This window comes from Nonomuraea sp. H19, from assembly GCF_052068215.1.
Taxonomy (GTDB): domain Bacteria; phylum Actinomycetota; class Actinomycetes; order Streptosporangiales; family Streptosporangiaceae; genus Nonomuraea.
Map to the genome: position 1 here is coordinate 85672 of NZ_JBQHCV010000002.1, position 13522 is coordinate 99193.

The 13522-nt window shown below is 68.5% G+C and carries 10 protein-coding genes; 5 read left to right on the top strand and 5 right to left on the bottom strand.

Features of this window, described 5'->3' with window-relative positions; all coding sequences use genetic code 11:
• The first annotated feature begins 23 nt into the window (after window positions 1-23).
• Entirely contained in the window at window positions 24-857 is an 834-nt protein-coding gene (locus ACTMTI_RS03950; protein ID WP_441118226.1) for an alpha/beta fold hydrolase, read from the top strand.
• 112 nt (window positions 858-969) lie between these two features.
• Here ACTMTI_RS03950 and ACTMTI_RS03955 read toward each other — a convergent pair whose 3' ends face one another.
• The 3 genes from ACTMTI_RS03955 to ACTMTI_RS03965 all read right to left on the bottom strand — a co-directional run bounded on the left by ACTMTI_RS03955 (window position 970) and on the right by ACTMTI_RS03965 (window position 4212).
• Window positions 970-3063 (bottom strand): MFS transporter, encoded by a 2094-nt coding sequence (locus ACTMTI_RS03955; protein ID WP_441118227.1) that lies wholly within the window; start codon window positions 3061-3063, stop codon window positions 970-972.
• Window positions 3064-3278: 215 nt separating this feature from the next.
• Complete coding sequence (locus ACTMTI_RS03960) at window positions 3279-3794, bottom strand: hypothetical protein (RefSeq protein ID WP_441118228.1); 516 nt, start codon at window positions 3792-3794, stop codon at window positions 3279-3281.
• Window positions 3784-4212 (bottom strand): MarR family winged helix-turn-helix transcriptional regulator, encoded by a 429-nt coding sequence (locus ACTMTI_RS03965; protein WP_441118229.1) that lies wholly within the window; start codon window positions 4210-4212, stop codon window positions 3784-3786. Before ACTMTI_RS03965 ends, ACTMTI_RS03960 begins: the two co-directional genes overlap by 11 nt.
• A gap of 201 nt (window positions 4213-4413) precedes the next feature.
• On the opposite strand from ACTMTI_RS03965, the gene ACTMTI_RS03970 reads away from it, so the two are divergent.
• The 3 genes from ACTMTI_RS03970 (at window position 4414) to ACTMTI_RS03980 (ending at window position 6268) form a co-directional block, all read left to right on the top strand.
• Window positions 4414-4722, top strand: coding sequence for a VOC family protein (locus ACTMTI_RS03970; RefSeq protein WP_441118230.1), 309 nt, complete (start codon window positions 4414-4416; stop codon window positions 4720-4722).
• A 139-nt stretch (window positions 4723-4861) separates the two neighbouring features.
• A complete protein-coding gene (locus ACTMTI_RS03975) occupies window positions 4862-5146 on the top strand; it encodes a hypothetical protein (RefSeq protein ID WP_441118231.1) in 285 nt (94 codons plus the stop codon).
• Window positions 5147-5533: 387 nt separating this feature from the next.
• Entirely contained in the window at window positions 5534-6268 is a 735-nt protein-coding gene (locus ACTMTI_RS03980; protein ID WP_441118232.1) for a class I SAM-dependent methyltransferase, read from the top strand.
• 218 nt (window positions 6269-6486) lie between these two features.
• On the opposite strand, the gene ACTMTI_RS03985 is transcribed toward ACTMTI_RS03980, so the two are convergent.
• On the bottom strand, window positions 6487-10185 hold the full coding sequence (locus tag ACTMTI_RS03985; protein ID WP_441118233.1) for a S8 family peptidase: 3699 nt from the start codon (window positions 10183-10185) through the stop codon (window positions 6487-6489).
• Between the two features lie 332 nt (window positions 10186-10517).
• On the opposite strand from ACTMTI_RS03985, the gene ACTMTI_RS03990 reads away from it, so the two are divergent.
• On the top strand, window positions 10518-12500 hold the full coding sequence (locus ACTMTI_RS03990) for an amino acid transporter (RefSeq protein ID WP_441118234.1): 1983 nt from the start codon (window positions 10518-10520) through the stop codon (window positions 12498-12500).
• A gap of 12 nt (window positions 12501-12512) precedes the next feature.
• On the opposite strand, the gene ACTMTI_RS03995 is transcribed toward ACTMTI_RS03990, so the two are convergent.
• Entirely contained in the window at window positions 12513-13514 is a 1002-nt protein-coding gene (locus ACTMTI_RS03995; RefSeq protein ID WP_441118235.1) for a magnesium and cobalt transport protein CorA, read from the bottom strand.
• Between the last annotated feature and the right edge of the window lie 8 nt (window positions 13515-13522).

Consider the following 13522-nt stretch of genomic DNA (forward strand, 5'->3'; position numbering starts at 1 on the left):
GTGATCGTACGGACGACCTCTTCATGGACACGCCCGTCGCCAGGTTCCGTTACCACCGGGCCGGAAGCGGCTCTCCGGTGCTGCTCCTGCCCGGCAGCGGAGGCTGGCGGCTGTCCTTCCACACCATGATCGGGGTGCTTTCCACCCACCACACCGTCTACGCCCTCGACCCGCCCGGGCAGGGCGGCACCGTTGTCGTGGACCCGGAATCCAGGCACGACACGGACGCGATCGCCCACGCCATCGCGGCTTTCCTCGACGCCGCCGGACTGTCAGAGGTGGCTGTCGTCGGCCACTCGTGGGGCGGCGGCTTCGCGCTGCGCCTGGCCGAGCTGCATCCCACGAGAGTTCGCCGCCTGGCGCTGCTCGCACCGGCCGGGCTCGACGTCCCTGACGTGTGGGAGTTCCGGCTCCTGAGGCGGCCGGTCATCGGCGAGCTCGCCGTCCGCCTCATGTCCGCCGCCTCCGTACGGCACATGCTGCGCAAATCCTTCGCCCACCGCGACCGGATCCCCTACGCCCTGGCACGCGGAGTGGCCGCGGAGATGCGGGCACCGCGGAACCGGAGCACCCTTCTGCGGGTGGAGCGATCCGTGCGATGGGCAGCCACCGAACGGGATCTCCACCTGGTCAAGGCACCGGTCCTGCTGCTGTGGGGCGAGCGGGACCGTTACCTGCCGGCCAGTCTCCTCCCGCGTTTCACCGCGCGACTCGCCACGATCGAGGCCCACGTCCTTTCTCGCTGTGGTCACTCTCTCCACGACGACTGCCCGGATGAGACGTACCGCCGGCTGATCCCCTTCTTGGAGGCTGACGAGCCCACGCCCACCACGGGCCGGCCGCACTACGCGACATAGGAGGCACTGGCGGGAACGACGCCGCTGCCCGCGTCCGGCTGCGGGTGGAGTGCAGACCAGCCCGAGCAGGCAGACGCTCGGTCTGGTCGTCGTCCGGCGCTCGATCGGCGTCCTACATCACCTGCCATCGGCAGATCTTCTTGGAGACCACGCTCGCCCCGATGCGCTCGTAGAAACGCTGCGCCGCTACGTTGGACTCCGCGACCTCCCAGCGGATCACCTTGCCCTCAGCGGTTTCGGAGACGGCCCTCATCAACTGCTCCCCGACCCCGTGGCCACGCTCTCCATCGCAGACGTAGAGATCGTCCAGCGCGAGATAATCCGTGCCCGCCCAGAAGCTGATCCTCTGGAACCAGGAGACGTAACCGATCGCCTGTCCTCCTCTCTCGGCGATCAAGTAGGCGATCTCCGGGCGCGTGAGCAACTCTTTGAGGCGATCGACGCTCACGGTGATCGCGGATCCCTGATGCTGATGGTCGGCGAGTTCACTCATCAAGCGATGAATGGTGAATGCGTCATCGGCCGTCGCGCGACGGATCGATATCATGGCGAATCCTCTCGTTTCATGATGGCTCTGGATTTTCAACGCTCCTATGCCGGCGGCCGGATCCGGCCCCGACCATGCACGGGCGTCGGCGTCATGGTCAGCCGGCAGGTTGCTCCCCCTCTGAGCCGGTTGGCCGGTAGGAGGAACGTGGCGAAGCCTGAGCAACGCCAGGACCGCTGCACCGCCGGCGATGACCGCGGCGATGATGGCGGCCACGTTCAGTCCGCTGGTGAAGGCCTCACGTGCCGGTGCGAGCACCGCCGCGCCCAACTCGGCCGGCAGTCCCTGTGCTGCCGAGACGGCGCCGTCGATGCTGTCGCGGCCGGCCGTGAGGGCCTGTGGTGGCAGGCCGCCGGGCAGTTCGTCGCTGATCTGGGTGCGGTAGACGGCTGCGCCGATGCTGCCGATGATCGCGATGCCGAGTGAGATGCCCAGGTCGCTGCAGGTGGTGGCGAGGCCCGAGGCGGCGCCGGCCTTCTGCGGGGGTACCGAGCCGACGACCAGGTTGGTGGTCAGCGCCATGGACGGCGCGACGGCCGGATACAGCACCATGAACCCCGCGACCAGCAGTGGCAGCCCGCCGGCGCTGTCGACCTGGGTGAGCATCAGGTAGCCGATCACCTGGACGACCAGCCCGGCCGCGATCAGGTGTCCGGGGCGGATGCGCCGCACCAGGACCGGCGAGAGCGTGGAGACGACCACCAGCAGGGCCGCCCCGGGCAGCACCCACAGGCCCGCCTGCAGCGGCGAGAGCCCTTCGACCAGTTGCAGGTACTGGGTGACCAGCAGGTAGACGCCGCCGAGGGCGGTGGCGGCGAGCAGGAAGACGCCCAGCGCACCGCTGACGGTGCGGTTGGCGAACAGCCGCACGTCAAGGAGGGGCTCCGACAGGCGCAGCTGACGGACGACGAACCAGGCGCCGAACGCCAGCCCGATCGCGATGCCGGCCAGCGCCGCAGGAAGGGCGTCGGCCTTGGCCAGTTCCTTGACGCCGAAGACGATCGGCAGCAGGGTCGCCAGTGACAGCGCCACGCTGAACAGGTCGAGGCGGCCGGCGGCCGGGTTGCGGTTGTGGGGCAGCAGCAGCGGGGCGCCGATCGCCACCACCACCATGACCGGCACCGCGACCAGGAAGGCCGCGCGCCAGGAGAACGCCTCCAGCAGCGCCCCGCCGAGTACCGGGCCGAGGGCGGTGCCGACGGAGATACCGCCCGCCCACACGCCGACGGCGACGCCGCGCTGCCTGGCGTCGGCGAACGTGGCGAAGATCAGCCCGAGGGTGGCGGGCATCTGGGTGGCCGCCGCGATGCCGAGCACGGCCCGCCACAGGATCATCAGGCCGGGGTCGGAGGTGTTGGCGGCGATCAACGAGACGACGGCGAACACGGCGGCGCCCGCTATCAGCAGCCGGCGGTGGCCGATCCGGTCGCCCAGGGTGCCCATGGTGACCAGCAGGCCGGCCATCAGGAAGCCGTAGATGTCGATGATCCACAGGGTTTGGGTGTTGCTCGGCTGCAGGTCCGCGGCCAGCTGGGGGATGGCCAGGAACAAGATGGTGAGCATCATGAACAGCAACATGGCCGGCAGGACCAGGACGCCCAGGCCGAGCCACTCCTTTAAGCCGGCGCGCTGACCGGAGTCGATGTCCGCAGTCGTCACGAGTGGGTCCTTTCGGTTTTCGGGCTGGGCGGCCCGAGCCGCCCTGAGGGCTGTTGCGTGGATGGCCTGGTGCGCGGACGGTTCCGCGCACCAGGCCAGGCATCGTGAGACCGTACGGTGGTTAGGTATATCGCGGTGAGGAATGAACCGTACCCCGGCAAGGTATAAGCGGCGCGTGTGGGTCCGGCGGGAAAGCGCGAGTTCGAGCGGGTGGGTCAGCCGTGTTCGGCGTGCTGCCCGTGGTCGGTGACCTGGGCGTCGAACCAGGAGTGCAGCGCCTTGACCAGGGACGGGTCGGAGGTGGTGTAGGTGATCTGGGCGCCGGCGGGCATCTCGGTGTAGCGGATGTCGATGCGGCTGTGGCCTTGTTCGAGGTCGTGCAGGCCCGGCATGTCGGTGCCGTGGATGGAGGCGGGGTCGCCGTAGTCGCCCCTGCTGAAGCCCGCGGCCTCCTCGGTCAGGTGCTCGCGAATCAGATTGACCTGCTGAGCGTCGGCCGGGTCGTCCGCGGTGACCGTCTGCACGCCGCCGGTGGCGGACTTGGCGAAGCGGTGCGTGGTGCGCTCCAGATCGAACGGCATCACCTGCCGGCTCTTGGCCGCGATCTCGGACTGCCTGGCGGCCAGCGCCTGCTGCTCGTTCTGGCCGACGAGCACGTACGCGAGCGCGGCGACGACGACGGCCGCGAGTGCGGCGACGAGCACCGGGACGCGTCGATCCTTAAGTTTCATCTATTGCCTCCGTGAGGATGTTCAGGGCACGCAGCACGTCGGCGCGTTCGCCCGGGGGGACACGGTCCAAAACGGCGGAGAATCGGGCTTTTCTGGCCGTGGCCAGTTGGGCTGCGGCGTTCACCCCTGTGGGGGTGAGCTGGACGAGCACGCCCCGCCCGTCCCCCGGGGCCGGGGTGCGCTCGGCCCAGCCGCGGTTGATGAGCTGCGTGACCAAGCGGCTGGTGGTGCTCTTTTCCAGGCGCAGCCGGTGCGCCAGGTCGTTCTGCCGCAGAGCGCCATCCCTGGCCAGCTCGCCCAGGGCATGGGCCTCCGACACCGGGATGGGCCGCCCGCAGGGGGTCTGGTCCGGCTGATGGAGACCGAAAGCCCGGACGAAGCGTGCCACGGCTTCCTGGAGTTCACGATCATCCGCCATAGTTCGACCATACAACTAGATGGTTGAGTCGTGCAACCAAATATCGGAGGGCCCATCTCATGGCGGGCGGCCCGGCCAATGCGGTTCCCCCTCTTGCGAAGCCATGCCATGATAACGACAACGATTTTCATCTCCGCGAGGAGAGGTCCGGGGCACCCCCTCCGGCCAAGCCATCACTACGAAATCGAGAAAGGAGATCATGTGGAAATCGACCATGTAGTACTGGCCGCACGGAACCGGGAGCAGGCAGAGCGGACCTTGAGCGAACACGGGCTCGCAGTCGCGCGGGGACGGGTGATACCAGGCTTCGGCGTGTCGAATCTGGTCGTGCCGCTGGGGCGGTCGTCTCTCGAGATCCACTATCCGAACGGCGAAGTCCCGGACCCGGCTCTCCCGCCGATCGCGGCGGCTCAGCGGAAGGCCCTGCACAGACATCCGGAGCCGTTGGTGCCGGTCGCATGGCTGGTCGGATTCGACGACGGCGCCTCGGTCACGCTGGGCGTCCGCTAACCCCGATAAGGAGAATAAGAGGCGCCCCCGACCGTCAATGCCGCGACAGGCAGGACTGCGAGGCCCGGATCACCGCCTGCTTCCTCGACAGCCGTCAGAGGCGTGCCGCCTCGCCTGACGGCTTTCAGTGGTCGTCCCAATGTCCTTCGTGCGAGGCGTGGCGGTGTCCGTCGTGCACGTAGTCGACGTGGTCGTCGTGCGGGACGGCCACGTGCCCGCACTCGGGCCCGTGCTGGTGGTCATGGCCCTCGTGCGTGGTGTGCGATTTCGGCTCGCACTCGTCCACATGTTCCTCGTGGATGCGGTGCAGGCAACCGTCGTGGACATAGTCGACGTGGTCGTCATGCGGGACGGCCACATGTCCGCAACCAGGCCCGTGATCGTGCGAGTGCTCGGCGTGCCGGCGGTGTTCGGCAGTCACTGACATGTCCAGACTCCCTGTCGGTTCGTCACCGAAGATCCCTCATAGGGGCTGTTCTGCCACATTTCAGGCTACGCCTAAACCACGATATGGGTCATCCGCCTATCCCTAACGCAGTGAAGAGCTGCGTTGCCCGGCCCGCGCAGCCGCTCAGGCCATGCCATCAACCCTTCGTCGATGGAGCCGGAGGCCTGCACCTGAGCGTGCTTGCACCCCCTCGGGCTGACTGCGCATACGCTAATGTCGGCAATGATTTTCATTTCATACTGATGGAGGCCCTGTGCCCATTCCTGTCCCCCTGGCCGCGGGCCTGCACGGCAGCGCCCGCGCCATCAAGACCGCCCGGGAGATGGCCCTGCTCCCCTGCTCGTTCCGCGGGCGGGCAAGCTCATGACGGATCAGTATGAGCGCTCCGCCGAGTTCGTGGATGCGATGCTCGCTGCCCACTGGACGGTCTTGGCTCCCGCGCTCACCGAGGCGCTGCGCGGGATGCCCGGGCCGGTCGTGGACGTCGGGGCGGGGGGCGGGCACGGCACCCGGGTGATCGCGCGGGCCGTACCCGAGGCGGAGATCTTCGCCATCGAGCCGTCACCCGCGCTGCGCGCCGTCCTGATGGCCCGTACCTACGAGAGCCCGGACCTTCGCGACCGGGTCACCGTGCTGCCCAGCGGCCTGCTCCAGGCCGCGATGCCGCCCCGGCTCGGTGCCATGGTCGCCGTGAACGTCATCGGCCACTTCGGTCCCGCCGACCGCCACGCGATCTGGCAACTGCTCGGCGAACGGCTCTTGCCCGGCGGGCGGGCCGTGCTCAACCTGCAGCCTCCGGCCGAACCCACGGTCGTGCCGCAGACCCGCTTCTCCGAGCTGCACATCGGGCGCCGGCGCTACGAGGGCTGGGGCCGCGCCGAGCCCAGCGGTCCCGGCCAGGTCACCTGGCACATGACCTACCGCACCGTCCAGGACGGCGAGCCGGCCGAGGAGGTGGAGGTCTCCTACGCCTGGTGGGTGCTCGGCCAGGACCAGCTCAAGGCCGAGCTCACCGAGAACGGGCTGCAGGCCGCCCCCACCGGCCCCGCCGACCTGGGGCTATGGCTCATCACCAGGGCGGGCGACGTCACCGCCTGAACGCGGGCGGCGTCGGCCGCCGCCTCTTCGGCGAGGGGAGACTGCACGGTGAACACGGCACGGCGGGGTCCGATGCTGGAAGCCGCCGGCATCCGAGCGACCAGCCGGCGGCTGCCCGTCCTCGACGTCCTGGCGGACCACCGACTGCCCGTCGGGGGTGGTGTCCCGACGGCGCGTGTGCCGCGGGATGGGCGCCAGTGGCTCCCACCCCGCGGACCTCATCGGCCGGTCAGGCCATAGGCGCGGATGATGGTCTGCTCAACGGTGTTGCCCGCCGCGTCACGCCCCTGCACGCGGAGCGAGACGTAGCCTGTCCCACCATGGCTCGGGTGGTAGGGCCGCACGCTGTATGAGCCGTTCGCACCGGAGACGTCGGCCGGTTTCCAGGTGGTCCCGTCATCTACCGAGGTCCATACCTTGGCCTGCGCGATCCGTGGACCCTGCGGATCGGTCTGGCGCAGCGAGATCCTGAAGGAGTACGGCCGGGCACGCGGGGCCCGGTTGTACAGGTCGAGATCGAGAGCGTAGTCCACGACGACGAGCGGGAGCATGCGCTGCTCGTCGTAGGCGGGCTTCTCGGTGCTGAACGTCCACGTGGTGCTCGTCTTCGTCGACAGCGCCCACGACGCGGGGTTGCGGGCCTGGACCAGTTCCGCCCGGTAGGTGGCCCGTTCCGGCTGCGCCGGGACGTACACGCCGTTCAAGCCGAAGTCCTCGGCGATCAGTTGGCCGTTGCGATAGACGCGTGCCTGGTATTCGCTTTCGTCCACCCCCAAGCTGTGATCCGTATAGTTCGTGGCGTGGTTGGCGTCTCCGTCGAGTGAGGGGGCGATGGTGAAGAACAGGCCGTCGCCGTCCCAATACGCGCCGGTGCAGTTGCAGATGGGATGGCCGTTGCCGCGGGTCGTGCCAGGGTGCAGCACGGCGCCGAAGAAGGTCTGGCTGAGCTCCTGGCCTGGCCGGTAGACCCGGTCGACCTCGTACATGTAAGAGGGGTCGGTGAAGTAGTCGCCTTCCGCGGCGTCATGCTGCCAGCGCGTGTCGCCGGCGGAGACCCACTCCTCCCTGACGAAGGGCGCCGGGAACTGATCGGAGCTGTCCACGGACAGCGGGAAGTCCCACGGGCGGAAGAAGAAGCGGGTGGAGGTGTAGGTGTCGTTCCCCGTGCCGGACGCGGTGTAGCGGCTGATCGTCTTGGCCGCGTTGGTGCGGTCGACTGTGAAGTGGAGATTTTCGGGGATGCCGCCCTGCATCGGGATGAGCACGTCGTAGGAGTACGGACTGTACGTCGTGCCCCGCAGCTCGAGCCGTAGCGTCCCGGTCCTGGCGCGTTCGAGCAGGCGTTCTCCTTCCTCCTGGCTGGTGGAGAAGGCGGGCAGCGCGGCGTCCGGGACCGTCTGCGCCAGCTGCCCGGGGCGGTCGTTGTAGATCAGCGCGACCGCCGCCCCGGCCTTCTCGGCGCCCGCGATCTGGTCGGCGTACTCCATGCCGTCGGTGCGTTTGATGAGGGCGATCGCGCCCTTGGTCTTCCTGCCGGGGAAGTCCTGGGGCCGGCCGGATCCGGCGTCCACGACCCTGAGGAGATGCCTGCCGTCGAAGGCGGCGTGCTCGCCCAAGCCCATGACCCACATCGGGATCGAACGTCCTGCTTCGGTGGCGCGGATCCTCGGAGCCAGCAGGTCGACCTGGGTGAAGAACTCGAAGAACCCCTCGGTGACCTTGGGCGTCGGGGTGGCGTAAACCCGCTCGGTAGAGCCGAGGGGCGCGAGCATGCGGGTCAGGGTGCGACCGCCTGCCTCACGCCGGTAGCCCAGCACGGCATCCTGCACCGTGCTCTCCCGCGGCGTGGAGATCGTGATCTCCTTGGCCTGGCGGGCATCCAGCGTCACGGTGGCGTCCTGGGTGACGCTGAGCTCGGGGTTGCCCAGTGCGGACACCTCGAGCACCCACTTACCCGAGGCGTCCATCGTCGAGACCATCGCCATGAGGCTGTAGCGGCCCGGCGGGACATGGAAGACCGGCTCCGGGTCGTCGGCCAGCCGTACCTCCTTGGAGTAGCGGGCGTCGATGCCCCACAGGGTCACCGACCCCGACACGGCCGGCTTGCCGTCCCTGCCGAGCACGGGGACGCGCAGGTCGTACATCTCCTGCTCCTTGGCGGCGCCGATGGCGGTGCGCAGCTCGGTGCCGTCGCCCGCGGTCGCCCTCACCCACCCCCCGAAGGTTCCCGGGGCGCCGCCCGCCGGGGTGTAGGTGACCTTCACCTCCGCCGACCCCTGTGCCGGCACCTCGAGAGACGACGCCGACAGAGCGAAGGGTCCGGCGATCTTTTCCAGCGCCAGCGTGAGGGTCACGGGCTGGGCGCCGGTGTTGGTGTACGTGAGCGTCTTCTCGACCGGCTGCTGGGCCGGGTCGTGCGGCCACGGCAGGAATCCGAAATCCACCACCCCGTGTGACACCTGCACGCTCTGCCGGTGCGCCCGTTCCACATCGAGGCGGCCGGCGCCCTGCTCGTAGATCGAGTTCGCGACGTTGGGCCGGGCGGTGCTCACCAGGGCCGCCTTGATGCGCTCGCCGCTCCAGTCCGGGTGCTGCTGTTTGAGCAGCGCCGCGGCGCCGGCGACGTGCGGGCTGGCCATGGAGGTTCCCCTGGACCTGCGGTAAGGGTTCCACGGGAGGCTCTGGTCGCGGGGATGCGGGTTGGCCGCGTCGATGTCCACGCCCGGTGCCGTGATCTCGGGTTTGATCGCGTAATCGCCCAGCCTGGGGCCACGGCTGGAGAAGTCGGCCAGCGCGTCGGCGCCGTCCACGGCGCCCACGCTCAGCGCGGAGGAGGCGGAGGCGGGCGAGGTGACGGTCTGGCTCCTGCCGCTGTTGCCCGCCGCGATGACGAACAGCGTGCCGGAGGCCGACAGCCGATTCACGGCCTGCGCCAAGGGGTCGGTTCCGTCGGTCGGGTCCCCGCCCAGGCTCATGTTCACGATGTCGGCGCCCTCGGCGACCGCCCACTCCATCCCGGCGATGATGTCCGACTCGGTGCCGTCTCCGTCATGGTTGAGCACTTTGCCGATGAACAGGTCAGCTCCCGGTGCCACGCCCTTGTGCGTGTCGCCGTTCCCGGCGATCGTCGAGGCGACGTGCGTGCCGTGGAAGTGATCGTCGTAGACGTCCGGGTCCTCGGTGAAGTTCTTGCTCTTCTTCACCCGTCCGGCCAGATCCGGATGGGTGTCGTCGATGCCGGTGTCCAGGACCGCGACCTGCACACCCGTGCCGTTGAAGCCGGAGGCCCAGACCTGCGGCGCCCCGATCTGCGGCACGCTCTGGTCCAGGACCGCGCTGACCTTGCCGTCCAGCCAGATCCCCGACAGGCCGCCGTCGAGCTTGGCGGTGCCCTCGCGGACGACCGAGTCCCAGAAATCATCGGCCTTGTTCTTGTCCACTTCCAGAGCGGCGCCGTTGACGCTGGGCAGGCTCTGCTCCTTGACCGCGCCGTCGGGCTCGTCCGCCGTGGCCGCCTTGACGCTCTTGCCGTACGTCACCAGGACGGGCAGGCTCTGCCGCGACGCGTCGTCGTAGCGGGATGAGGCGAGTTCGGTGAGGTTGAACAGCTCCTCGTCCAGCACCCCGGCGGTCAGGTACGGCTCGGCCTTGGCGGGAATCGCGTAGACCGCACCGTCCTGCTCGGTGACCTGCCAGCTGTCGGTGTCGTTGTCGACCACCGCGCCCTGCCGGCCGTCGGTGAAGGTGGTCAACCGCACGACGTCGCCGGTGACCAGAGTGATCGTGCGCGTCGAGGCCGGTGCGGCCTGGCTGCTCGCGGGCGCCGCCGGGTCCTCTGCGGCCGCGGGGCTGACGAGCACGGCGGCGAGCGTGATGCCCGCCAGCGCTAATTGAGCCGCTCTCGCGACTGGCTTCACGGATGTTCCTCTCCATGGATGACTGCAAAGCCGTCCAAACTCCCCCACCCCGGACAGCAGGGATCATCCTGGATGAAACGATAACGATATTCAAATCGCCGCGTAAAGGGATCAACTCCGTGCGGTGCCGATCACGCAGCTTTCGTTGGGGATCTTGTTGTCTTGGAGATCCGCAGCGGCCTTGTCCCCTCCAAGGGCATCCGATCTCCTAGCGCCCGAGGGCGACGAGCGGCGCATGGGCGAGGTCGGCCTGAAGCAGCCAAGTTCCGCCTTCTAGTGTGGGCGGTTACCGCGGCATACGGCGGGGCGGATGACGGGAAAGAGGCAGGCGGATGAGCGGCACAGGTGAACTGGCTGTTCCCGAGGTGGTCGACAGCCCGACCCGGCCGGCGGAGCCGCGCAGTGGGCCGGCGCGGTGGCTGCTCAAGCATCGCGTGCAGCCGGTCGGGCCGGAGACCGCTGAAGGGCACGCCCAGCCGCAGGCGTGGTGGAAGGTGATGTGCCTGACCGGGGTGGACTACTTCTCAACGCTGGCCTACCTGCCGGGGATCGCCGCCCTGGCCGCCGGGGCGCTGTCGCCGCTGGCCACGCTGCTCATCGTGGCGCTGACGCTGCTGGGCATGCTGCCGATGTACCGCAGGGTCGCCAAGGAGAGCCCGCACGGCCAGGGATCGGTGGCGATGCTGGAGAACCTGTTGCCGTTCTGGCGGGGCAAGCTGTTCGTGCTGGTGCTTCTGGGGTTCGTGGCCACCTCCTGGATCATCACGATCACCTTGTCAGCGGCCGACGCCAGTGTGCACATCGTGGAGAACCCGTACTTCCCGAGCTTTCTGCACGGCCACGAGGTCGCCCTTACTGCGGTGTTGCTGCTCGTGCTCGGCGGGGTGTTCTTGCTCGGTTTCACCGAGGCGGTCAGCGTGGCCATCCCGCTGGTGGCGATCTTTCTCATCTTGAACGCGATTGTCGTCGGGGCCGGCCTCAGCCAGGCATTTGGCACTCCCGAGGCGATTCCGGCGTGGACCAGCGCGCTGGGCGAGGGCGGGCAAGGGTTCGGTGGTCTCGTCGGGCCGGCGATCTTGGCGTTCCCCTTGCTGGTGCTGGGGCTGTCGGGGTTCGAGACCGGGGTCAGCATGATGCCACTGGTGGCGGCTACCGGCGGCACCTCCGAGCAGCGGCTGGCCTCCCGGGTACGCAACACCCGCAAGCTGCTGACGGCCGCCGCGCTGATCATGAGCGTTTACCTGATCGCCACCAGCTTCGTCACCACCGTGCTCATCCCGGCCGCGGAGTTCCAGCCGGGCGGGCAGGCCAACGGCCGCGCGATGGCGTATCTGGCGCACGAGGAGTTGGGCGAGGCGTTCGGCACCGCCTACGACATCAGCACCATCCTGATCCTGTGGTTCGCCGGGGCCTCGGCGATGGCCGGCCTGATCAACATCGTGCCGCGTTACCTGCCCGGTTACGGCATGGCGCCCGAGTGGGGCCGGGCGGTCCGCCCGGTCGTGCTGGTCTACACGCTCATCTGCGTCGTCCTGACCATCGCCTTCGACGCCGACGTCGATGCCCAGGCCGGCGCGTACGCCACCGGCATCCTGGCGATGATGGTCTCCGGCGCGGTCGCGGTGACGATCTCCGCGGTACGCAAGCGGCAGCGCCCGGCCGCCATCGGTTTCACCGTGCTCACGTTGGTGCTGGTGTACGCGCTGGTGGAGAACATCCGCGAAAAGCCCGACGGCATCACCATCTCGGCGTTCTTCATCGTCGGCATCATCGCCATCTCCCTGGTCTCGCGTATTTCCCGCACCACAGAGCTACGTGCGGACCGCATCGAGTTCGACGCCGCCGCCCGCCGGTTCGTCACTGACTCGCTGGCCCACGACGGCGCACTCAACCTCATTGCCAACCGTCGCCAGACCGGCGATGCGGCCGAATACACCGCCAAGGAAGCTGAGCAGCGCGGCATGAACCCGGTCCCCGGCGCGGCCGACGTGCTGTTCTTGGAGATCGACGTCATCGACCCGTCCGGCTTCAGCGACGTCCTGCGGGTCCGTGGCGTCCACGTGAACGGCCACCGGGTGCTCCGCGCCGAGAGCCCGGCCGCCCCCAACGCCATCGCCGCCATCCTTCTCGCCCTGCGGAACGCCACCGGCGTGCGGCCTCACTGCTACTTCGAATGGTCCGAAGGCGCCCCGCTCACCCACTTGCTGCGGTATCTATTGCTGGGACGCGGGGACACCCCTCCAGTGGTACGCGAGATCATCCGCCAGAGCGAGCCCGACCCCGCCCGCCGCCCCGGCATCCACGTCGGCGGCTGATCCGCGGGGGTTTCACAGCCACCCACTCCTGCGTAGCAGCCGGTAGACGATGATCACGGCGATGACCATGACACCCAGGCTGAGGGGATAGCCGATCAGCCAGTGCAGTTCGGGCATGTAGTCGAAGTTCATGCCGTAGATACCAGCGATCATGGTAGGCACCGCGATGAGGGCCGCCCACGAGGAGATCTTGCGCATGTCGGCGTTCTGCTGCATCGCCACCTTGTTCTGCTCACGGCCCACCAGGGCCAGGTGGGCGCTCAAGGCGCTGGTGAGCAGTTCGTTGTGCTCATCGACGCGGGCGTCCACCCGCAACAGGTGGTCCAGGACGTCGCGAAACTGCTCCCGGGCACCGGTGCACAACTCCACCCGGCCTTTGACGATCTCTTCCAGGACCGGGATCAGCGGATCTTGGGCGGTGCGGAACTCCAGCACCTCGCGTTTGAGGGAGTAGATGCCTTCGGTGACGTCGGCCTGCTCGTCACTGAAGACCCGGTGTTCCAGCGCGATGAGGTCGCCTTCGACCTCATGGGAGATACGGGAGTAGGTGTCGACGACCTGGTCGCAGATCGCGTACAGCACGCCGGCGGGCCCGGCAGCCAGCAGGTCGGGATCGGATTCGATGCGCCGGCGCACCCCGGTCAGCGGGTTGGCCTGGCCGTGGCGGACGCTGATGACAAAGTCGCTGGTCAGGAACAGGTTGATCTCGCCGACCTCGATGTCGGAGGTCTCATCCACGTACAGCAGCGGCTTGAGCACCACGAACAGGGTGTCGTCATAGCGCTCCAGCTTGGGGCGCTGGTGAGCGTGGATGGCGTCCTCCACCGCTAACGGATGCAGCTTCACCTCGTCGGTGATCAGGTCGAACTCTTCCTGGGTGGGCTCGTGCAGGCCGATCCACAAGAAGCAGTCGCCCCTGGCCCGCGCGGCGCTGAAGGCGTCGCTGATGTCGCCGCTGATGGTCTCCCGCACGCCGTTGCAGTAGATCGCCTGGTCCACAATCACATCAAGCATTGTCGCTT

Bases quoted from the DNA above. Each gene is read 5' to 3' on its own strand.
- ACTMTI_RS03950 (WP_441118226.1), top strand. From the start codon at position 24: ATGGACACGCCCGTCGCCAGGTTCCGTTACCACCGGGCCGGAAGCGGC.
- ACTMTI_RS03960 (WP_441118228.1), bottom strand. From the start codon at position 3,794: ATGAAACTTAAGGATCGACGCGTCCCGGTGCTCGTCGCCGCACTCGCG.
- ACTMTI_RS03965 (WP_441118229.1), bottom strand. From the start codon at position 4,212: ATGGCGGATGATCGTGAACTCCAGGAAGCCGTGGCACGCTTCGTCCGG.
- ACTMTI_RS03975 (WP_441118231.1), top strand. From the start codon at position 4,862: ATGTCCTTCGTGCGAGGCGTGGCGGTGTCCGTCGTGCACGTAGTCGAC.
- ACTMTI_RS03980 (WP_441118232.1), top strand. From the start codon at position 5,534: ATGACGGATCAGTATGAGCGCTCCGCCGAGTTCGTGGATGCGATGCTC.
- ACTMTI_RS03990 (WP_441118234.1), top strand. From the start codon at position 10,518: ATGAGCGGCACAGGTGAACTGGCTGTTCCCGAGGTGGTCGACAGCCCG.
- ACTMTI_RS03995 (WP_441118235.1), bottom strand. From the start codon at position 13,514: ATGCTTGATGTGATTGTGGACCAGGCGATCTACTGCAACGGCGTGCGG.